The organism is Ruminococcus sp. SR1/5 (assembly GCF_000209835.1).
In the GTDB taxonomy this organism is placed as follows: domain Bacteria; phylum Bacillota; class Clostridia; order Lachnospirales; family Lachnospiraceae; genus Blautia_A; species Blautia_A fusiformis.
Genome location: NC_021014.1, coordinates 3,360,067 through 3,381,847, shown reverse-complemented (window position 1 = coordinate 3,381,847; position 21,781 = coordinate 3,360,067). Strand labels below are relative to the sequence as shown.

Genomic DNA, 21,781 nt, shown 5'->3' with positions numbered 1-21,781 from the left:
GAGGTTGTAGAAGGTCTTTTGAATGAGGAAAATACAGGTTTATAGCGTTAGTGTAAACCATTCTTCTGAAGGTTAGCGATGACTTGTAACTAAAATAGCGACAAAATAAATTAAAAACTAAGATCAGTCTCTAAATAATTGATATTCTATGTGAAAGAGCGTATAATATAAGTACAAGAACAGGAGGCGATTATATGCTGGATGTAAATATGATAATTGCAAACAACATTCAGGCTGAACTGAAAAAAGAAAACAAAAAGCAGGTTGATCTGGCAGAAGGAATTGGAGTCTCCAAACAGACAATGAGCAAAATTATGAATGGTGCAAGAGCAATCAATGCGATTGAACTTCATAAGATTTCTGAATATCTGCATGTGTCGATGGATTCTCTGATGAAGATGCCAGAAAAGCCGATGGATACGAATGTGATTCATGCGTTTATGGGGCGTGTTAAAACAGAAGAAGCAAGAAAGGGAATCCGGCTTGCGGATGAACTGTCCGACATGATTCTGTTCCACACTAGGGCATGCGAGAATGGCAAAAAGATGGAGCAGCTCTGGGAGGATAAGTGATGAACAATGTTCTGAAAGATAGCCTTTTTGTAAGCCAAAACAGGAAATTTGATGAAATTCAATCTGTTGTCAGGCAGTTTTCGGCAGAGTATGTCGGTAATTCTATTATCAAAGATAATATTTTTGCTGTTATACAGAACTATGCAAGAAAGAAAGAAATTGCACTGGAACTGCTTCGTTTTCCAATTCATGATGATGAATTATGGGCATTGACTTTTTTGAAGCAGGATACGATTTTTGTGTGCGTAAATACGGCACTTCCACTATGTAAGCAGTTTTTCGCTGCGTCGCATGAATTGTATCATATCTACTGTTATGTAGAAAATGCAGACCAGAGCTATATAAAAAATGGTTCTATGCTGGATTCGGCAACAGGTGATGAAACAGGAAGAACACAGGAGGACTTGGAAGCTAATGCCTTCGCAGGTCTGCTTTTGATGCCGGATCAACTTCTCCATGAGCAAATTCTACTGTATGGAATTGATAAAGATTTGGTTTCGGTAGATTCCGTTTTGATACTTATGGATATGTTTGCTATGCCCTACAAGGCAGTTGTACTGCGCTTGTTTGAAAGTGGAAACATATCCCACCAGCAGGCTGAAAAGCTGCTGGAGATAAGTTCTGTGAATGTAATGAAAAGGGCATCACTGATAGGTAAGGCAAAGCGCTGGCAGCTTGATGGCAGGGGAACAGAATCTTTTGGCACACTCCTTGAGAAAGTTGAGTATAATAGACAGCATGAGTATCTGACAGAATCCAGAGAAAATGACGATGTGGCTTACATTACTCAACTGAAAAAAGAGTACGGTTTGGATTGAGGGGTGTAAAAGCGAAGTGAAAAAATATGCACTGCTAGATACCGATTTCATTTCCAAAACGCACTCTGTTCAAGATGGCGTCGATAATCATTTGATTGACCGGGTCATGGAATTGCCGGAATATGTGTTCTTTTGTCATGCGCAAATCGTAACAGAACTTAATCGGTATAATGCTGATGCGCCAATCTGGTTGAGCGAAAAGATTGGCGCGCAAAAGATAAAAAGCTACACGGATCAAGAAATTCTTGAAAGCCTGTCACATGTACGAGGGCCGCTGGCGTGTGCGACTTATACACAGATGTTAAAATTGGCCTGTGATGTTTTTTCTAAAGATTACTTTTCGGAACATTATCGAGCATTGGAAGATGCTGATTACACGGCGATATCGAGAGAGGATTATTTGAAAGAGCTTGAACGACTCGATATCGAAGTGGGCAAGAAAAATAATCTTGGAGAAATCAAGTCTTTTGTGCTGTTGCAGGTCTTGTCGGTGATGCTTGGGGAGCAGATTTATGTGTTCTGCTCCGATGACCGAAATGCTCGGAATGGCGCTACAAATTTTGAAGATGTTCGATGTATTAGTCTGGTATCGGTATTCTCGCGTTTGAAGGAGGAAGCAAACTGGACGTTTGAAGATGCTGAGCCGTATATTGAATCGCTCATTGCATTTTATCAAGATCATCACCAAACTACTTTCCGAGTAATGGAAGCGTCTGAGGTTAGAAGATTGCAACGGATACCATGCAGACAGGTGTTGCAGGAAATCTTTAACGGAAAATTTATTGAATTGAAAAATGGTATGTTGCGGTACAAGCGGTAAGTGAAAACAGGTTAAAGAATACCAACAATCACATGTCTAGTTGGGAAACCAGCGGAGAAAGTTATTGCAATGATAGAAGCAAAGAGTTCAGTAAAAACAGAAACATCTTAAAAAGTATACAGAGTATATTGCGAAGAAAAATCGCATATGCTATAATGCTCGCAGGCAAAAAAGAATTAAATTGTTTATAACAAAAAAATCAAAAGCCCTCGAAGTTGCAGCTTCCAGGGCTTTCTTCTTATTTCATTTTTTATTACAGTGGACAAGGAATCATCAGGTCAGAGCTCCGCTGTTTGTAGTATAGACGATAATTGTTGATTTTATTACGCAACAGGAATATTCAGTTAGGCTTACGCACAACAGAAAATTCTCATTCAATGCAGAAAGGGGCGGTTTTATGAGGCAGGATACACTGGAGGGCAGAGCAAAAACGAAAAACGGTGTCATTCGATTATGCTTTTCGGTGCTTTGTATTTTATTGGAAGCAGCTTTTATCATTATCGTGATCACAAGGCTGAATGAATATGCGGAGATCGTTAATCTGCTGACTAGAGTCTTTGCAGGAATTCTGGTTCTGGCACTATATGCATCCGATCAGACCTCTTCCATGAAAATGCCGTGGATCATTCTGATACTTGTGTTTCCGATCATGGGTGTAGCACTGTATCTGTTGATCGGATTAAATGGCGGAACCCGTAAAATGCGAGAACGATATGCGGATATCGACAGAAAGCTTCTGCCGCTTCTGCCGGACAATCGGGAAAAACTGGAAAATATCAAAAATAAAATCCCCAAAGCAGGAAATATCAGTGAGTATATTTGGAAAAATGCAGGTTATCCCGTATACCAGAATACGGATATTGTTTATTATGATGAGGCGGTAAAGGGATTAGAAGCACAGTTATCAGCACTGTCAAAGGCTGAAAAGTTTATTTTTATGGAATACCATGCGATAGAAGATGCAGAGGCCTGGAAAAAGATCCAGAAAGTGCTGGAGGAGCGTGTACAGGCAGGCGTGGAAGTGCGAGTATTTTATGATGATATGGGCTCTATTGGCTTTATTAATACGGATTTTGTAAAAAAGATGGAGCAGATCGGAATCCACTGCCGGGTATTTAATCCGTTTATGCCGGGTCTGAATGTATTTCTGAACAACCGTGATCATCGAAAAATAACCGTGATCGATGGAAAAGTAGCTTTCACAGGCGGCTATAATCTGGCAAATGAATATTTTAATTACACCAATCCTTACGGACAATGGAAGGATACCGGGATCCGTCTTGAAGGCGATGCAGTTCAGTCGCTGACAGCAACATTCCTTGAAATGTGGAATGCAGCCAATGACAGGAATAATAATGAGGATTTCAGCAAATATTTTATAAGATCAGAATATAAGGCAGCTCAGAACGGATTTGTACAGCCTTATGCAGATAGTCCAATGGATGATGAACAGGTAGGAGAGGAAGTTTATATCAGCATGGTCAACAAAGCTGAAAAATACTGCTGGTTTATAACGCCATATCTGATCATTACGGATGAAATGACACATGCGCTGTGTCTTGCTGCAAAGCGTGGGATTGATGTCAGGATCATTACACCGGGAATCCCGGATAAAAAATGATTTACAGTGTTACACGTTCCTTTTATCATGGACTGGTTAAAAATGGAGTGCGGATCTACGAGTGGACACCTGGCTTCTGTCACGCCAAGATGAGCGTGGCAGATGACTGTATGGCAACATGCGGAACCATAAATCTGGATTACAGAAGTCTTTATCATCATTTTGAAAACGGATGCTTTATGGCAGACAGTCCGGCTGTGTTATCCATAAGAAATGACCTGGAAGAAACAATGAAGGAATGTCGGGAAGTAACAGAACAATACCGTACAGGACGCAGTGCATATCTTCGTCTGGGACAGCTTTTCATGAGATTGTTTGCAGGATTATTGTAAGGAAGAGGTGTAGATCTATGTGTACAGCAGCAACGTATCAGACAAAGGATTTTTATATGGGAAGAACTCTTGACTATGAGTTTTCCTATGGTGAAGAGGTGACCATAACCCCAAGAAATTATGAGTTCGATTTCCGATATGCAGGAAAAGCAAAAACACATTATGCTCTTATAGGAATGGCGTTTGTAGCAGGAGATTATCCGCTTTATTATGATGCGGCTAATGAAAAGGGACTGGGTATGGCAGGACTTAACTTTGTGGGGAATGCGGCATATGCAGATGAAGCGACAGAGGCAGATAAGGATCTTGTCCAGGTGGCGCAATATGAATTTATTCCATGGATCCTTACCCAGTGTGCTTCGGTGGCTGAAGCAAGGAGGATGCTTTCCAATATGAAGCTTATGGGAACACCCTTCAGTGAACAGCTTCCAACGGCACAGCTTCACTGGATGATCGCAGACAAGGAGGAATGCATCGTTGTAGAATCCATGAAAGACGGAATGCACATCTATGACAATCCTGTTGGCGTACTTACAAATAATCCTCCATTCCCCGGTCAGATGTTTGCACTTAACAATTATGCAGGTGTATCCAGAAAGCAGCCGGAAAGTACATTTGCAGGAGTGCTGGAGCTGGATCCATACAGCAGAGGAATGGGCGGAATGGGAATTCCGGGAGATCTTTCAAGCCAGTCAAGATTTGTAAAGGTTGCATTTACAAAATTAAACGCAATATCCGGAGATGGGGAAAACGAAAGTGTCAGCCAGTTTTTCCATATTTTAGGCTCTGTTGATCAGCAGCGGGGATGCTGTGAGGTATCAGAGGGCGCATATGAGATCACGATCTATACTTCATGCTGCAACACGACAAAGGGAATTTATTATTATACCACATATGATAATCAACAGATAACCGCAGTAGATATGTATGCGGAAAACCTTGATTCAGACAAGCTGATCCGTTATCCGATCATATTAAACGGTGAGATCCGATGGCATAATAAATAAGAACAGGATTTTTACAGAAGATAATGAGATAGGAAGATGGAAAATTATTCAATAGTATTCAGCAGCTTAACCGGTAATACAAAAAGCTGCCAGTCAGCCGATCGCAGTGTATACAGAGATTTGACTTTACAGCAGAGAAAAATATCAAGTATAATACTATAGCATTATTAAAAATCCCTTCCGGGAAAACAGAAAAACCACAATGATAAAGGAATATAACAAATGAGTATTTTAAATGTAGAACACCTGACTCACGGGTTTGGAGACAGAGCGATTTTCGAAGATGTATCTTTCCGGCTTCTTAAGGGAGAACACATCGGACTTGTAGGCGCTAATGGCGAAGGAAAGTCCACATTTATGAGTATCGTGACCGGAAAACTGATGCCGGATGAGGGCAAGGTAGAGTGGGCAAAAAATGTCCACGCAGGCTATCTGGATCAGCATGCAGTTCTGGAAAAGGGGATGACCATCGGCCAGGTGCTGAAATCCGCTTTTGATCCTCTTCTCAAAAAAGAAGAACGGATGAACGAGATCTGCGACAAGCTGGGAACTGCAGATCCTGACGAGATGGATGGTCTGATGGAAGAGCTTGGAACGATCCAGGACGAACTGACACTTCACGATTTTTATGCGATCGATGCCAAAGTGGAGGAGGTTGCCAGAGCTCTGGGCCTTCTGGATCTGGGGCTTGACCGTGATGTTACGGATCTAAGCGGCGGACAGAGAACTAAGGTACTTCTTGCGAAGCTTCTTCTTGAGAAGCCAGATATCCTGCTTCTGGATGAGCCTACCAACTATCTGGATGAGGAGCATATTGCATGGCTGAAAAGATATCTTCTGGATTATGAGAATGCATTTATCCTTATTTCCCACGATATTCCGTTCCTGAATTCTGTAGTTAACATTATCTATCATATGGAAAATCAGGAACTGAACCGTTATGTAGGAGATTACGATCATTTTCAGGAGGTCTATGCGGTCAAGAAGGCACAGCTGGAGGCTGCTTACCGCAAACAGCAGCAGGAGATCAGTGAGCTGAAGGATTTCGTAGCAAGGAATAAGGCACGTGTTTCCACAAGAAACATGGCTATGTCCCGCCAGAAAAAGCTGGACAAGATGGATGTGATCGAGCTGGCAGCAGAGAAGCCGAAGCCGGAGTTCAAATTCCGTTATGGCCGAACACCAGGAAAGATGCTTTTTGAGACACATGACCTTGTGATCGGTTATGATGAGCCGCTTTCCAAGCCACTGAATTTTACTATGGAGCGAGGACAGAAGATCGCACTGGTGGGAACCAATGGAATAGGAAAAACAACACTTCTTCGAAGCCTTCTTGGACTGATCAAGCCTCTTTCCGGAAGTGTGGAGCAGGGCGAGAACCTTGAGATCGGATATTTTGAGCAGGAAGTTAAAGGTGATAATCGAACTACCTGTATCGAAGAGCTCTGGCAGGAATTTCCGTCATTTTCCCAGTATGAAGTGCGTTCCGCGCTGGCGAAATGCGGGCTGACGACCAAGCATATTGAGAGCCAGGTACGAGTTTTAAGCGGTGGTGAGCAGGCAAAAGTGCGTCTTTGCAAGCTGGTGAACCGTGACACCAATATTCTTCTTCTGGACGAGCCTACTAATCATCTGGATGTGGATGCAAAAGACGAGCTGAAAAAAGCTCTCCGGGAATACCGCGGAAGTATCCTTCTCATCTGCCATGAACCGGAATTTTACCAGGATGTGGTAAATGAAGTCTGGGATATGAGCAAGTGGACAACCAAGATATTCTGATAATGGATATAGATATATGGCAGAAAAGACCGATATAATTCGAAAAGTACAATAAATGGGACATAAAGATGAAAGCATAAGGGCAGCAGAGTCTGCCAGACAGAATACAGAGGACAAATAAATGGAAGAAACACAATTGAAAAAATTCAGTATCGTTATGGAGGGCGGCGGTATGCGAGGCTTGTATACAGCCGGCGTGATCGATGTTCTGATGGAAAATAAGATTTACGCAGACAGTGCGGTGGGCGTATCGGCTGGAGCTGTTTTTGGATGCAATTATAAGTCCAGGCAGATCGGAAGAGTTCTTCGCTATAACAAAAAGTACTGCAAGGATAAAAGACTTGCAAGCATCCGGAACTGGATCACCACAGGAGATGTATACAGCCGGGAATTCGGATATTACGAACTGCCCTGGAAGCTGGATATTTTTGACCGTCAGACCTACGCAGAAAATCCCATGAAATTTACAGTGGTGTGTACGGACCTGGATACAGGAAAACCGGTGTATCATGAATGTCCCAACGGAGATGTGGAGGATATTGAATGGATGCGTGCGTCTGCATCGATCCCGATAGCCTCCCGACCGGTGAAGCTTGAGGGAAAGAGACTTCTGGACGGTGGTGTGTCTGATCCGATCCCGGTTAAGTGGATGCTTTCCCGGGGATACGAAAAAAACGTAGTGGTGCTTACCAGAGATGTGAAGTACCGAAAAAAAGCGAACCCGAAGATGCAGCTTTTTCTGAAAGCAGTATTACATAAATATCCGGCTTTTCTGAAGGATCTGGAGGAACGGCATATCCATTATAATGAAACACTGGAGGAATTGGCTTCTCTGGAAAAAGAGGGGCGCATTCATATCATCCGTCCGAGCAGTCCCATCCAGGCGGCGATGATCGAGCGTGATGAGAGCAATCTGGAGCGGATCTACCAGACAGGAAGAGCAGATATGAAAAAGGATCTGGAGAAGCTGAAAGCCTACCTGGATTCCTGAATCACAGACTGAAACAAAATTCGACTTATACCCCTTTCTATGTTATGATATTGGATATCATTACAACAGAAAGGGGTATTTTCAATGGGAGAAAAACCTCAGAATATAAAACACAGACATATAAGCCTGGGCGTGCTTGCCCATGTGGATGCAGGAAAGACGACATTATCGGAAGGCCTGCTTTTTAAATGCGGAAGGATCCGGAAAATCGGAAGAGTCGATCACAAGGATGCGTATCTGGATACCTATGAGCTTGAGAGGGAGAGAGGAATCACCATTTTTTCAAAGCAGGCAGTTTTTTCCATGGGGGATATGGAAGTGACACTTCTGGATACGCCGGGGCATGTGGATTTTTCTGCTGAGATGGAGCGTACCCTGCAGGTGCTGGATTATGCAATCCTGGTGATCAACGGAGCAGATGGTGTGCAAGGGCATACACAGACATTGTGGAGACTGCTGACACAGTATAAGATCCCAACATTTCTTTTTGTAAATAAAATGGATCAGGAAGGAACAGACAGGGAAAGACTTCTTGAGGAGCTGAAGAAGAAATTAAGCGGATGCTGTGTGGATTTTAGTGGAGAACTGGAATGCTCCGGTGCAGAAGCAGCAGGGAAAAAGGAGAATCCTGTGGATAACTCCGGGAAATCTCCGTCAGCTGAAGGAATGCAGCTGAAAGATAACGCCAGTGAAGCAGAAAAAGAGAATATATCCGGAACGCAGGGCGCTTCTGATAAAATAAATGGAACTGATGATTTTCTGGAAAATATCGCCATGTGTGAGGAGAACCTTCTGGAAAGCTTCCTGGAAACAGGAACGATCGCAAAAAAGGACGTGGCAGAGCTGATCCTGGAGCGAAAGCTTTTTCCATGCTTTTTTGGATCTGCCCTGAAGATGGAAGGCGTAGATGCTTTTATCCATGGAATGGAGACCTACATGGCAGTACCGTCCTATCCCGCAGAATTCGGAGCCAGGATCTTTAAGATCGCCAGAGATGAGCAGGGAAACCGTCTCACTTATATGAAGATCACCGGCGGCAGCCTGAAGGTTAAGGAGACGCTGACCAATGCAGGAAGAAATGGTATTCCGGCAGAGGAGATCTGGGAGGAAAAGGCAGATCAGATCCGTATCTATTCCGGTGCAAAATTTGAAATGCTCAAAGAGGCAGAGGCAGGAACCGTCTGTGCAGTTACAGGTCTTACCGAAACATATCCGGGAGAGGGACTTGGCATTGAGGCGGATTCTGCCATGCCGGTGCTGGAACCGGTACTGAATTATCAGATCATCCTTCCGGAGGGCTGTGACGCCCACAGGATGCTGAAAAGCCTGAAGGAGCTGGAGGAGGAAGAACCGCAGCTTCATATCATGTGGGATGAGCAGCTGGGAGAGATCCACGCCATGCTGATGGGCGAGGTACAGATCGAGATCCTGAAGCATCTGATCTGGGAGCGCTTTCATGTGGCAGTAGAATTTGGGACCGGTAATATCGTATACAAAGAAACCATTGTCGCACCGGTGGAAGGCGTGGGACATTTTGAACCGCTTCGTCATTATGCAGAGGTGCATCTTCTTCTGGAACCGGGAGAGAGAGGAAGCGGACTGCAGTTTTTTACTGCGGCAAATGAAGATCAGCTGGATCGGAACTGGCAGCGGCTGATCCTGACACATCTGGAGGAAAAAGAGCATCTGGGAGTCCTTACCGGATCACCCATCACCGATATGCAGATCACACTTCTCACCGGGCGGGCACATCAGAAGCATACGGAAGGTGGAGATTTCCGGCAGGCGACCTACCGTGCTGTGCGCCAGGGCCTCAAGAAAGCGGAGACAGTTCTTCTGGAACCCTATTACAGCTTCCGACTTGAGGTTCCGGCAGAAAATGTAGGACGTGCCATGACGGATATCCAGAGGATGCAGGGAACCTTTCAGGGGCCGGAAACCCAGGGAGAGCTGTCGGTGCTCACAGGAAGTGCGCCGGTGGCAAAAATGAGGGATTATCAGAGCCAGGTAGTTTCCTACACAAGAGGCAGAGGTCATATGACCTGTACTCTGAATGGCTATGAACCCTGTCAGGATCAGGAGCAGATCGCAGAGGAGATCGGATATGATTCCGAGAGAGATCTTGAGAATCCTACAGGCTCTGTATTCTGTGCCCATGGAGCAGGCTTCGTGGTTCCCTGGTATGAGGTAGAAGAATATATGCATCTGGAAGGAACTCAGCTTCCGGACAGTAATGATGCCTATGAGGATTCCGACAACAGCTCTGCAGGAGTGCGTTCAGTTCAGGGAACAGCCAAAAACAGTCCGGATCACAGAACAGCCAATGCCGGCCGTGGAAAATATACCTCCATGTATGGAAGCTACGAAGAGGAAAAAGAACTGAAGGCAATCTTTGAGAAAACCTTTGGTCCGGTGAGCTCAAAGAAATACAGCAGTAACAGCCGAAGCTTCGGAAATCCGGAAAGCGGAAGCAGCTTTTCCGGGAAGGGAGGCAAAGGTGCAGCAGATTCCGGACTTCCGGCAAAATCCGGTCACGGCGCCTGGAGAAACAGCAGTCCGGCCATCCACAGAGAGGACTATCTGCTGGTGGACGGCTGCAATATCATATTTGCCTGGGAGGATTTAAGAGATCTGGCACAGGCAGACTTTCATGCGGCACAGTCCAGGTTAATGGACATATTAAGCGATTATCAGGGGATCAAGGGCTGCATCCTGATCCTGGTATTTGATGCCTACCGTGTGGAGGGCCATCCGGAGGAAACCTTCCAGTATCATAACATTCATGTTGTCTATACAAAAGAAGCGGAAACTGCAGACCAGTATATTGAACGCACTGTCCATAAAATCGGACGGAAGCATAACGTGACAGTTGCCACATCAGACGGACTGGAGCAGATCATCATTATGGGACAGGGAGCCGCCAGGATCTCAGCGCGCGGATTCAAAGATGAGATCGCTTCCGCAAAACAGCAGATGAGAGAAGAATGGCAGGAGCGCAGAGACAACAGCAAAACCTATCTCTTTGACAGTATGACACCGGAACTGAAATCTCATATGGAAGACATCCGTCTGGGAAGAAAGAAAAAAGAAGAATTATAACAAAAAATATATGCCCTCATTGTGGGCGTATTTCACAAAAATAAAAAACTTTTTGAATTCTTTTGCAAATAAATGGGAAAAGTAGTAAAATAAGGATAGAATCCTCAGTGAGAAGCTCCTTGTCTGGATATATAACCTGGCAGGGAGCTTTCATTAGAGCACAATAAGCGCCAGGATAACAAAAGAAAAGTAAAAAATGAAAGGAAGTGGAAAAATGTTTGAAACAGGCGAATATGTTGTGTATGGTCGTACCGGCATCTGCCAGGTAACAGGAGTTACCACAATGAGGGTGGATGGTTCCTCCGGCGAGAAGCTTTATTATGTACTGAGGCCCGGAGGAGAAACAGATGGGAAGATATTTACACCGGTGGAAGGTGGAAAGCAGGTGCTTCGCGGAATCATTACGAGGGAAGAAGCGGAGAGGCTTATCGATGAGATCCCATCCATTGAGACACTGAGTATTGAGAATGAGAAATTCCGGGAGGATAGCTACAAGAAATGCATCCGTACCTGTGAATGCAGAGATCTTCTTCGGATCATCAAGACGATCTACGTCAGAAAACAGGCCAGATTATCTCATGGCAAAAAAACAACCGCTACAGACGAGCGGTATCTGAAGCTTGCAGAGGATCATCTCTATTCTGAATTTTCCATGTTACTGGATATCCCCAAAGAACATATGGCAGATTATATTGAACAGCGAGTACACCAGCAGGAGGAAGCCGAAGAACAGGTATGCGCTGTTTGACAAAGCAGAGCGTATCTGCTATGGTATTTCCGGTAACCTTCCAGAAATCCTGTATCTGTGACAGAAGCTTCACAGGAAGTGGAGAACAGATCCAGGATCAGTCTGAATGTTATAAAGAAAAGGAGATGCCAGAGAAATGAGAGAACAGCTTACCCGCAAGGATGTTGAAAAAATAGAGCAGGAGATCGAACACCGTAAACTGGTAGTACGTAAGGAAGCCATTGAGGCGGTCAAGGAGGCACGTGCCCAGGGAGACTTAAGTGAGAACTTTGAGTATTATGCAGCCAAGAAGCATAAGAATCAGAACGAGAGCCGCATCCGTTATCTGGAGAGGATGCTGAAGACGGCATCCATTGTATCCGATGCTTCCAGATCTGACGAAGTGGGAATGGACGATATCGTGGAAGTTCTTTTTGAAGAAGATAATGAGGTGGAGAAGTACAAGCTGGTTACTTCCATCCGCGGAAATTCCATGGAAAACCGTATCAGTATTGAATCGCCTATCGGCAAGGCACTGCGCGGTCATCGTGTAGGAGACCGGGTGGAAGTAAAGGTCAATGATGATTACAGCTATTACCTTGTAATAAAATCCATCGACAAGACCGGATCTGAGGATGAGGAGATCCGCGGATTCTGATCACAGATCGCAGGGCAGCTTTGCTCATGAGCATGCAGCTCAGCGGAATGAGAATATCCGCAGCACAAAACACATCATAAGGATAAAAACCACTGTACGATATATAGGACAGAGAGATCCTGACGGGAAATCGGTTTCCCGTAACAGGATCCTCTGTTTTATTTTTTACACAGATTTTACATTCCAGTGGGGAAAATTTTACAATAGGCCGCTATTATGAAAATCGTTGAAATGAGAAAAAAGGAAATCAAACATATCAAAAAGAGAAAGTGAAGGAGAGTATTATGGACTTTTTCAGCGTACTGGCATTGCTTGGCGGCCTTGCTATTTTCCTTTATGGAATGAACTTAATGGGAGACGGGCTTGCGAAGGTTGCAGGCGGAAAGCTTGAGCGGATCCTGGAGACACTTACCTCCAATCCCATCAGAGCCGTTCTTCTTGGAATGGGTGTGACTGCAGTGATCCAGTCATCCTCGGCAACTACCGTTATGGTCGTTGGTTTTGTAAACTCGGGAATCATGAAGCTGTCCCAGGTTGTGGGAATCATCATGGGTGCCAATATCGGTACTACCGTAACCTCATGGATCTTAAGTCTTACAGGTATCCAGAGTGATAACTTTATTATCCGGCTTTTTAAGCCGACGTCATTTTCACCGATCCTGGCACTGATCGGCGTGGTTCTGATCATGTTTACAAAAAGCCAGAAGAAAAAGGACGTGGGAGCGATCTTTGTAGGCTTTGCGATCCTGATGTATGGAATGAATGCCATGAGCGGAGCTGTGGAACCTCTTGCAGAGGTACCGGAGTTTACCGGAATGCTGGTGAAATTCTCCAATCCGATCCTTGGAGTTGTGGCCGGAGCAGTGCTGACAGCGATCATCCAGTCGTCCTCTGCATCGGTTGGTATCCTCCAGGCACTGTGCCTTACCGGAATGGTACCGTTCAGTGCAGCACTTCCTATTATCATGGGACAGAATATCGGTACCTGTATCACTGCGATCCTTTCAGCCATCGGAGCCAGCAAAAACGCAAAACGTGCGGCTATGGTCCATCTGTATTTCAATCTGATCGGAACCATGCTGTTCATGGCAGTATTTTATGCGATAAATGCAGCAGTACATTTTTCATTTATGGCACAGGCAGCGACTCCGGCCGGGATCGCGATCCTGCACAGTGCCTTCAATATCACGGCAACTCTTGTCCTTCTTCCGTTTGGAAAGGCTCTGGAGAAGCTTGCCTGTCTTACTATCCGCGACAGGAAGGAAGAGGAGGAGAAGGTGGCAGCAGATCCGGATTTCATGATCCTGGAAAGCCGTTTTCTGGAGAAACCTGCATTTGCAGTTGAGCAGAGCAGGAATGCAGCGAAAAAAATGGCAGAGGATTCTCACAGAACTCTGTTTACCGCCCTGGACCTTCTGAAGAATTTCAGCGCAGAAGGAAAGGCTCTGGTGGAAGAAGCAGAGAAAAAGGTAGACCGTTATGAGGATGAACTTGGAACCTATCTTGTAAAACTGAACCAGAAGGATCTTTCCGTTCATGACAGTCACAGTGTTTCCATCATGCTCCACTGTATCGGTGATTTCGAGAGGATTTCCGATCACGGTGTGAACATCATGGAATCCGCACAGGAGCTTTATGAAAAAGGCCTGAAGTTTTCGGATAAGGCGCTGGAAGAGTTACGTGTCATGGAGCATGCGGTGGAAGACATTGTAGATATTGCTTACAAGGTTTACGAAAATCAGGATGTGCAACTTGCGAGAGAGATCGAGCCACTGGAGGAAGTGATCGATGAACTCAGCAAGGAACTGAAGTACCGGCATATCCAGAGACTTCGCGCCGGAGAATGTACCATTGAAATGGGATTCATCCTGTCCGATGTGACTACCAGCCTGGAGCGTGTGGCAGATCACTGTTCCAATATCGGTGTTTGTGTGACACAGGTTCATGAAGATGCTTTTGATACACATCAGCACCTGAAGCAGATCAAACATGGGCCGGACGAAACCTTCTACCGTGCGCTGGAGGTGATCCGGAGTCAGTATCAGCTTCCGGAAATAAAGGATGAGCCGGCGGCAGCCCAGATGGCAGCGGCAGGCAGCCAATAAAAAGATATCGAAATAATGCTATGCCCTGGTTATCTGTATCAGCAGACGGCCAGGGCTTGTGCAGTAAAAAGAAAGCAGTTATACTGAAGGCATGGAACAAAAAAGACCAGACGATTATGAAGTGCCAACGGCAAAAAACGAACAGAGAGGATATAGAATGATCTACTGTGTGGAAGATGAGAGAAATATCAGAGAGCTTCTTGTCTATACCCTGGAGACAACAGGCTTTGAGGCAGAAGGTTTTGAAACCGGGGCAGAACTTGACACAGCCATGAAAAAAAATATGCCGGAACTGATCCTGCTGGATATCATGCTCCCGGGTGAAGATGGGTATAATATTTTGAAACGACTGAAAAGTGATACCAGGACCCGGGATATCCCGGTGATCATGGTCACAGCCAAAGAAGCGGAGTTTGACAAGGTAAAAGGTCTGGAGGGCGGCGCAGATGATTACATCACCAAGCCCTTCGGGATGATGGAATTTGTAGCCAGGGTTAAAGCGGTCCTTCGGCGCTGCGCAAGGCAGAGCGAAGAGAGGGAGCTGCACTGTAAGGGTCTTCGTGTCAATGTGTCCCGTCACGAAGTCAGCTATCAGGGTGAGGTGAAGGAGCTGACCAGAAAGGAATTCGAGCTTCTGGAATATCTTATGGAGAACAAAGGACTGGTCATGTCCAGAAACCAGATCCTGTGCCATGTGTGGGGCTATGATTTTGACGGAGAAACAAGGACTGTAGATGTTCATGTACGGACTCTCCGACAAAAGCTGGGGGAAGCCGGAAATCTGATCGAGACAGTGCGTGGCGTGGGATACCGGATCGGAGATCATGTATGAAAAAGAAAATTCTGCATCATACAAGCATTATGATCATTTTTGCTGTTCTTGTCACGTTTCTGGCAGCAAGTGTGGTCACCTACAATAAATTAAACACATACATGCAGCGGGGAGTCCGTGAGGAAGCGCAGTATATCTGCCTTGCCATGGATGAGTATGGAGATTCCTTTCTCACAAAAAAGCTTCAGACAGTATCATCAAGTCGTGTGACTCTCATCCGTAAAGACGGAACCGTTCTCTACGATTCTGAGGCCTCTCCGAAAAAACTGGCAAATCACAGTGATCGTCCGGAATTTATACAGGCAGAAAAAAATGGAAAAAGCGAAAGTATCCGTTATTCAGAAACCTTTGCAAAAAAGACCTTTTATTATGCGGTGAAGCTGGATGACGGAAACGTGCTCCGTGTAGGAAAAACCGTAGACTCCATATATTCCACATGGATCTCAAGTCTTGCTGTGCTGGGACTTCTGATGCTCCTGGTACTGATCCTGGAGTTTGTTTTTGCACAGAGACAGACCAGAGAGCTGATCCGTCCGGTCAACGATCTGGATTTGGAGCATCCGCTGAACAATGTGTGCTATGAGGAGCTGCGTCCCCTTCTTGTGCGGGTGGATGAACAGAACCGGCAGATCCGGCAGCAGGTAAAAGAACTGAAGGAGGCAGAGGAGATCCGGAAGGAATTTTCTGCAAATGTTTCCCATGAGCTGAAGACCCCGCTGATGTCCATTTCCGGTTATGCGGAGCTTATGATGAACGGCATGGTTCCGGCAGATCATATACGGGAATTTTCCGGAAGGATCTACCATGAATCAATAAGACTTTCCAATCTGGTAGCGGATATCATCCAGCTTTCCAGACTAGATGAAAGCAACAGTGAGGTTCCCTTTGAAGAGGTGGATCTTTATGAGCTTGCGGAAGACGTAAGAAATAATCTCAGACATCCTGCCGGAAAGAAAAATATTTTCCTTGAGCTTGCCGGAAGTGCAGAGAAGATCAAGGGTGTCCGCCATGTACTCTATGAGATGCTTTTTAATATTGCAGACAATGCAGTTCGCTATACAGAACAGAATGGTCATGTGCGGATCATGGTAGGCAACCGGAAAGGGCATCCGTTCTACTGTGTGGCAGATGACGGGATCGGAATCCCGAAAAGTGAACAGGGAAGGATCTTTGAGCGCTTTTACCGGGTAGACAAAAGCCATTCCAGACAGACCGGCGGAACCGGTCTGGGGCTTTCCATTGTGAAGCATGGAGCAACGCTTCATCATGCACAGATCAACGTGGAAAGTGAACAGGGAGTTGGAACCAGGATGGAGATCGTTTTCCCGGAGAATACTTCTGACCGAAAATAAACTGAAAATAATCAGTAGGATTTCACGGTGAAGTGTAGTATAATAAAAAAAGGTTCAAAGGCCGGTCGGATGAGAATCTGACCGGCTTAAACTATGTATGGGAAAAAATCCCTGTATTTCTAAAAATCAGGAGGAACAAAATTATGAAAGAGCCGGTTCTGGTAGTAATGGCAGCAGGAATGGGAAGCCGCTACGGCGGACTGAAACAGATCGATCCTGTAGATCAGGAAGGTCATATCATCATGGATTTTTCCATTTATGATGCCGTACGTGCAGGCTTTAAGAAAGTGATATTCATCATAAAAAAGAGAATGAACAGGATTTCCGCGATGCCATTGGCGACCGCTTAAGTGACAAGGTGGAGATCGTTTATGTGCATCAGGATCTTAACAACATCCCGGAAGGCTTCCAGGTTCCGGAAGGCCGTGTGAAGCCATGGGGAACCGGACATGCGGTATTAAGCTGTGCCGGAGAGATCGACGGACCATTTGTGGTGATCAATGCAGATGATTATTATGGAACCCATGCCTTTAAGATGGCGTATGATTTCCTGATCCAGGCCCAGGAGGACACTGTACCTGCCCAGTATATGATGGTAGGCTACCGTCTTGAGAATACCCTGACAGACAATGGCTACGTTTCCAGAGGTGTCTGTGAGACAGATGAAAATGGATATCTTGCAGATATCAATGAGCGAACACACATTGAGAAACGTGACGGCGGAGCAGCCTACACAGAGGACGATGGAAAAACCTGGACAAGTCTCCCGGGAGAGACTCCGGTATCCATGAATATGTGGGGCTTCACCGGTGGATTTATGAAAGAGCTGGTAAAACGCTTCCCGGTATTCCTTGAAAAGAGCATTCCGGAAAATCCTCTGAAATGCGAATATTTCCTTCCGTTTGTAGTTGACGAGCTCCTTCAGGAAAAAAGGCAGCAGTCAGGGTCCTTACCACACAGGATAAATGGTACGGAGTGACCTATAAAGAGGACAAACCGGTAGTGGTAGCCGCGATCCAGAATCTGAAGGATCAGGGACTTTATCCGCAGGGACTCTGGGATTAAGTAGTAAACCTGGTTTTCTGCTATTGTGGAAACAAAGGAACAGTGCTAAAATAAACAGGAACAGTTAGATCCAATAGAGGAGGAGAAAAACTATGGCAATTTTAGTAACAGGTGGAGCAGGATACATTGGAAGTCATACCGTTGTAGAGCTGCAGAGCGCAGGATATGATGTTGTAGTAGTTGACAATTTATGCAATTCCAGTGAGAAGGCTCTGGACAGAGTATCCAAGATCACAGGCAAACCGGTGAAATTCTATAAAGCAGATATCCTGGACCGCGAAGCATTAAATGAAGTTTTTGACAAAGAAGAGATCGACTCCTGTATTCATTTTGCAGGACTGAAAGCAGTTGGTGAATCTGTTGCCAAGCCGTGGGAGTATTATGAGAACAATATCGCAGGAACCCTTACTCTTGTAGACGTGATGAGAAAACATAATGTTAAAAATATTATTTTCTCTTCCTCAGCAACCGTATACGGAGATCCGGCAATGATCCCGATCACCGAGGAGTGCCCGAAGGGACAGTGTACCAACCCATATGGCTGGACCAAATCCATGCTGGAGCAGATCCTTACAGACATCCAGAAGGCAGACCCGGAGTGGAACGTAGTTCTTCTTCGTTACTTCAACCCGATCGGTGCTCATAAGAGCGGAACCATCGGTGAGAATCCAAATGGTATCCCGAACAACCTGATGCCATATATCACACAGGTAGCAGTAGGCAAGCTGAAAGAGCTTGGCGTATTCGGAAACGATTACGATACACCGGATGGAACAGGTGTCCGTGACTACATCCACGTAGTAGACCTTGCCAAGGGCCATGTAAAAGCCCTTAAGAAGCTGGAAGACAATTCCGGATTAAGCATCTACAACCTTGGAACCGGAAAAGGCTACAGTGTTCTTGATATTGTTAAGAACTTTGAGGCAGCTACCGGCGTTAAGATCCCATATGTGATCAAACCACGCCGCCCAGGCGACATCGCAACCTGCTACTCCGATGCAACCAAAGCTGAGAAAGAGCTTGGCTGGAAGGCAGAGAACGGAATCCGCGAGATGTGTGCAGACTCCTGGAGATGGCAGAGCCAGAACCCTAATGGATATGAGGCTTAAGGAACAGAAAGCTTAATTACATAAAAACATAAAAGCGATATAAAACACGGCAGACAGCCCCGAAGGGGTGTCTGCCGTGTTGCTTTTTTGAGGGTAAAAAGTCGCTTATCATTTCCATAAGCGACAAACAGGCCGGAAACCCGTATAAATGAGGACTTCCGGCCTGCTTTGACCATAATTCTGACTGCTAATAGTTCAGCTTTTCCATGCACTTCTGCTTTTGTTTTATGCTGCTGTGCACATAAATATCCATGGTGATCTTGACGGACGAATGTCCCAGAATTTCAGAAAGTGTCTTGCTGTCAAATCCCATTTCCGTACAACGGGTGGCAAAAGCATGCCGGAGAGAATGAATGTTGATACTGGGGATTTCACATTGCTGAAGGAGCTTCTGGAATTTACGCTGTATATTTCTGGGCTCCATACATTTACGATTCGTACCCGTCAGCAGGTATGAATCAGGTTCAGCAGCAATCCGCTTCATTTTTTCAATAAAAAATCAGGGATTGGAATATCCCTGATGGATGAGACTGATTTAGGAGGACCTATCATTAAAACGGTTTTGGGTTCGTCATCAGATTCACCAGAATAATCAAGATTTTTTATCCGTGAGATCGTTCGCCTTATATGAAGCAGTTTTTTATCAAAATCAATATCTTCCCACCGGATACCGCTGAGCTCGCCAACGCGGATCCCTGTATAAATACATAGCAGGATGCCGATGGGAAATTCTGAGTCCTCAGCAGAGAGAACTGTGATCAGCTTTGTGAGATGTTCATGAGAAATAAGCTGAAAAGGACTGGTATTTATTTTGGGATACCGAAATTCAAGCTGTGAAAGATTCAAATACCCCTGTTTTTCACCATAGCGTAAAATACTGTGGAACAGGATCAGAAGATTTTTGATGGTACGTGGCGAAAGCCCCTGCTGTTTCAGCTTTTCAGAGAAGGTATATACAGAAGCAGAAGAGATGTATCTCAGCGGCGTATCACCAAATTCCGGAAGGATATGTGTATCAAGAAGTGTTTCGTAGCAGGCATAGGTGCTGAGCTTTACAGCATAACGCATGGATAACATCCATTCTTCACTGAGGTTTCGAAATACATAACACTTTCCCGGAGAGTTTTGAAGATTATTCTGACATAAAACAGCCAGCTTTTTCTTTTTTACAGCCTCGTATGTACGACCATACAGATATCCGTACTGGATACGTCCATTCTGGTCACGACATTTTTCATAGCGTGCTTCCCATCGGCCATCTTTTCTTTTCTGATATTTTCCCCTTTTCTAGGCATAATCGTAGTCTCCTTTTCGCACTATTATAGCAAAAGTCTGACCATTTTTGTGACCACTAATAAGCGAAAAAAGGAAAATTTGTCGTATATAAAAAAAATCAACCGAAAAAACCTGCATTTTTGGTCGAAAGTGGTGCATTTTTCGTATCTTGACAGTGACAGTGTGCAATGCTATCATTGATTAAGATTCAAAAACTATGCAATTTGAGAGAAAATCACCTGTCGCTTATGGAAATGATAAGTGACAAAAATAATAATTTAGATAAGTTATATTATAATGATTTTTCTTTGCAAAAAACGGAGAACCAAAATGAAAGAACCGGAAACCGGCAAAAAAGAAAACACCGGAAAAAGCGGCTACAGCATCACAACCTGGCGACTGCATCTCTGGTGCAGACATCCGGAATGGCTGCGGACCACACAGGAATTTTATAACCGGATCGCTGAATTTTATTACAACCTGCTTCTGGATCATACGGATCTCTGGGAAATGGGAAGCCAGCAGACTTTACGCGAGCTGGAGATCATGAGCATTCCGGGACGAGGCGGACGCATACCATCAGATCCCCTCCCCTGGCAAAAGGTTCCACTGTATTTTCGAAGAGCAGCAGCCAATGAAGGAATTGCTTCAGCCAAAAGCTATATCAGCCATTTTGTCCAGGATGAGAAGATTGGCAGAGCAGAGAAACTAAATGCAGCAGTTACTTATTACAAAGGAATGTATCAGGATTTTTCCGCTAAAAAGATCACGTTGCGTGTCTGGACAGGAGACACATGGACCTGGATGCATTGCCGGCTGTCAGGCAGAGACTTTCCGGAAAACGCCAGACTCATGTCCCCATCCGTAGTTTTTGAATACAAATATGACATGCTGCATGTTCCAGTACGTCAGAACAATGAAAATACAGCAACCGTACGTCAGAGGATGCAGGCAGGATGCAGGATACTCTGTATTCAGTTTACAAACAGTGATGCCTTTGCGGTAGGCGTTGTTCTGGACGGAACCGGTCAGGAGATTGCAGTGAAGTTCTGGAAAGGCGGAAAGGAATACAGCCACCATTGCAGAAAGCTTCTGGAAAAGATCCAGAAGTCCCAGGAAGCAACCGGAGGCAGACAGACAGGCAGAGTTGATCAGAAATACTGGATGCATCTGAAACATCTTTCTGAACACTATGGACACCAGGTCACAAGCCAGATCTTACGTTTTGCCGTAGAGCAGGACGTTTCTGTGATCGTACTTCCACGTTATAACCAGGAATATTCCAGAAACGTCATGAAAGGCTCAGGAAACTGGGGCCCGCTCCACTTAAGCACCAGGATCCGCCAGTACCTGGACTACAAAGCCTGGAAAAACGGAATCATCGTTATCGAAGTCCACGCCACCGGCATCAGCACAATCTGTGCCAGATGCGGCGCAGAAATCATTCGGACTGACACCAGAACAGAACTATGCTGCTGCGCCAATGGACATCAGACGAACCGATATCTGAATGCTGTGAGAAATCTCGGGAAAAAGTGCCTGACACAGTTTGGACGTGGGGCATGAAGGGAAGAACAAAAGAAACAGAACAGAATATCAGTATGAAAAGCGAGCAGGTG

18 protein-coding genes and 2 pseudogenes are annotated in these 21,781 nt (G+C 45.1%); 17 read left to right on the top strand and 3 right to left on the bottom strand.

Annotated features, from left to right (window positions below; genetic code table 11):
• The first annotated feature begins 194 nt into the window (after positions 1–194).
• The 16 genes and pseudogenes from CK1_RS16910 (at position 195) to galE (ending at position 18,887) form a co-directional block, all read left to right on the top strand.
• A complete protein-coding gene (locus CK1_RS16910) occupies positions 195–572 on the top strand; it encodes a helix-turn-helix domain-containing protein (protein WP_015527351.1) in 378 nt (125 codons plus the stop codon).
• Entirely contained in the window at positions 572–1,390 is an 819-nt protein-coding gene (locus tag CK1_RS16905; RefSeq protein WP_015527350.1) for an ImmA/IrrE family metallo-endopeptidase, read from the top strand. The genes CK1_RS16910 and CK1_RS16905 overlap by 1 nt, the downstream gene beginning before the upstream one ends.
• Positions 1,391–1,406: 16 nt before the next feature.
• Positions 1,407–2,210: a hypothetical protein gene (locus tag CK1_RS16900; RefSeq protein ID WP_161208906.1), complete on the top strand. Its 804-nt coding sequence runs from the start codon at positions 1,407–1,409 to the stop codon at positions 2,208–2,210.
• A 397-nt stretch (positions 2,211–2,607) separates the two neighbouring features.
• Positions 2,608–4,163, top strand: a pseudogene (gene cls, locus CK1_RS16895) (cardiolipin synthase).
• A 17-nt stretch (positions 4,164–4,180) separates the two neighbouring features.
• On the top strand, positions 4,181–5,170 hold the full coding sequence (gene bsh / locus CK1_RS16890) for a choloylglycine hydrolase (RefSeq protein WP_015527347.1): 990 nt from the start codon (positions 4,181–4,183) through the stop codon (positions 5,168–5,170).
• Between the two features lie 222 nt (positions 5,171–5,392).
• Positions 5,393–6,949: an ABC-F family ATP-binding cassette domain-containing protein gene (locus CK1_RS16885; RefSeq protein ID WP_015527346.1), complete on the top strand. Its 1,557-nt coding sequence runs from the start codon at positions 5,393–5,395 to the stop codon at positions 6,947–6,949.
• A gap of 121 nt (positions 6,950–7,070) precedes the next feature.
• A complete protein-coding gene (locus CK1_RS16880; RefSeq protein WP_015527344.1) occupies positions 7,071–7,940 on the top strand; it encodes a patatin-like phospholipase family protein in 870 nt (289 codons plus the stop codon).
• 84 nt (positions 7,941–8,024) lie between these two features.
• The gene (locus tag CK1_RS16875) at positions 8,025–11,039 is read left to right on the top strand and encodes a translation factor GTPase family protein (RefSeq protein ID WP_015527343.1); all 3,015 of its coding nucleotides are present in this window, start codon (positions 8,025–8,027) and stop codon (positions 11,037–11,039) included.
• 214 nt (positions 11,040–11,253) lie between these two features.
• A complete protein-coding gene (locus CK1_RS16870) occupies positions 11,254–11,787 on the top strand; it encodes a CarD family transcriptional regulator (RefSeq protein ID WP_110102861.1) in 534 nt (177 codons plus the stop codon).
• Entirely contained in the window at positions 11,775–11,927 is a 153-nt protein-coding gene (locus CK1_RS16865; RefSeq protein ID WP_015527341.1) for a hypothetical protein, read from the top strand. Before CK1_RS16870 ends, CK1_RS16865 begins: the two co-directional genes overlap by 13 nt.
• Positions 11,924–12,424: a transcription elongation factor GreA gene (gene greA, locus CK1_RS16860; RefSeq protein WP_015527340.1), complete on the top strand. Its 501-nt coding sequence runs from the start codon at positions 11,924–11,926 to the stop codon at positions 12,422–12,424. Before CK1_RS16865 ends, greA begins: the two co-directional genes overlap by 4 nt.
• A 284-nt stretch (positions 12,425–12,708) precedes the next feature.
• A complete protein-coding gene (locus CK1_RS16855) occupies positions 12,709–14,529 on the top strand; it encodes a Na/Pi cotransporter family protein (RefSeq protein ID WP_015527339.1) in 1,821 nt (606 codons plus the stop codon).
• 157 nt (positions 14,530–14,686) lie between these two features.
• Positions 14,687–15,361 (top strand): winged helix-turn-helix domain-containing protein, encoded by a 675-nt coding sequence (locus tag CK1_RS16850; RefSeq protein ID WP_044961949.1) that lies wholly within the window; start codon positions 14,687–14,689, stop codon positions 15,359–15,361.
• A complete protein-coding gene (locus tag CK1_RS16845; protein WP_015527337.1) occupies positions 15,358–16,713 on the top strand; it encodes a sensor histidine kinase in 1,356 nt (451 codons plus the stop codon). Before CK1_RS16850 ends, CK1_RS16845 begins: the two co-directional genes overlap by 4 nt.
• A 143-nt stretch (positions 16,714–16,856) precedes the next feature.
• Positions 16,857–17,778: pseudogene (locus CK1_RS16840) on the top strand (sugar phosphate nucleotidyltransferase).
• A 92-nt stretch (positions 17,779–17,870) separates the two neighbouring features.
• Positions 17,871–18,887 (top strand): UDP-glucose 4-epimerase GalE, encoded by a 1,017-nt coding sequence (gene galE / locus CK1_RS16835; protein WP_015527335.1) that lies wholly within the window; start codon positions 17,871–17,873, stop codon positions 18,885–18,887.
• Between the two features lie 187 nt (positions 18,888–19,074).
• On the opposite strand, the gene CK1_RS18675 is transcribed toward galE, so the two are convergent.
• From CK1_RS18675 to CK1_RS16825, 3 genes are read right to left on the bottom strand one after another with little or no spacing between them, the layout of a single operon-like run.
• Positions 19,075–19,311, bottom strand: a complete 237-nt coding sequence (locus tag CK1_RS18675; RefSeq protein ID WP_353611197.1) for a tyrosine-type recombinase/integrase — start codon at positions 19,309–19,311, stop codon at positions 19,075–19,077.
• 56 nt (positions 19,312–19,367) lie between these two features.
• Positions 19,368–20,042, bottom strand: coding sequence for a tyrosine-type recombinase/integrase (locus CK1_RS16830; RefSeq protein WP_306289129.1), 675 nt, complete (start codon positions 20,040–20,042; stop codon positions 19,368–19,370).
• Between the two features lie 11 nt (positions 20,043–20,053).
• Complete coding sequence (locus tag CK1_RS16825; RefSeq protein ID WP_015527332.1) at positions 20,054–20,182, bottom strand: hypothetical protein; 129 nt, start codon at positions 20,180–20,182, stop codon at positions 20,054–20,056.
• Between the two features lie 310 nt (positions 20,183–20,492).
• On the opposite strand from CK1_RS16825, the gene CK1_RS16820 reads away from it, so the two are divergent.
• Positions 20,493–21,728, top strand: coding sequence for a zinc ribbon domain-containing protein (locus tag CK1_RS16820; RefSeq protein WP_015527331.1), 1,236 nt, complete (start codon positions 20,493–20,495; stop codon positions 21,726–21,728).
• The last annotated feature ends 53 nt before the right edge of the window (positions 21,729–21,781 follow it).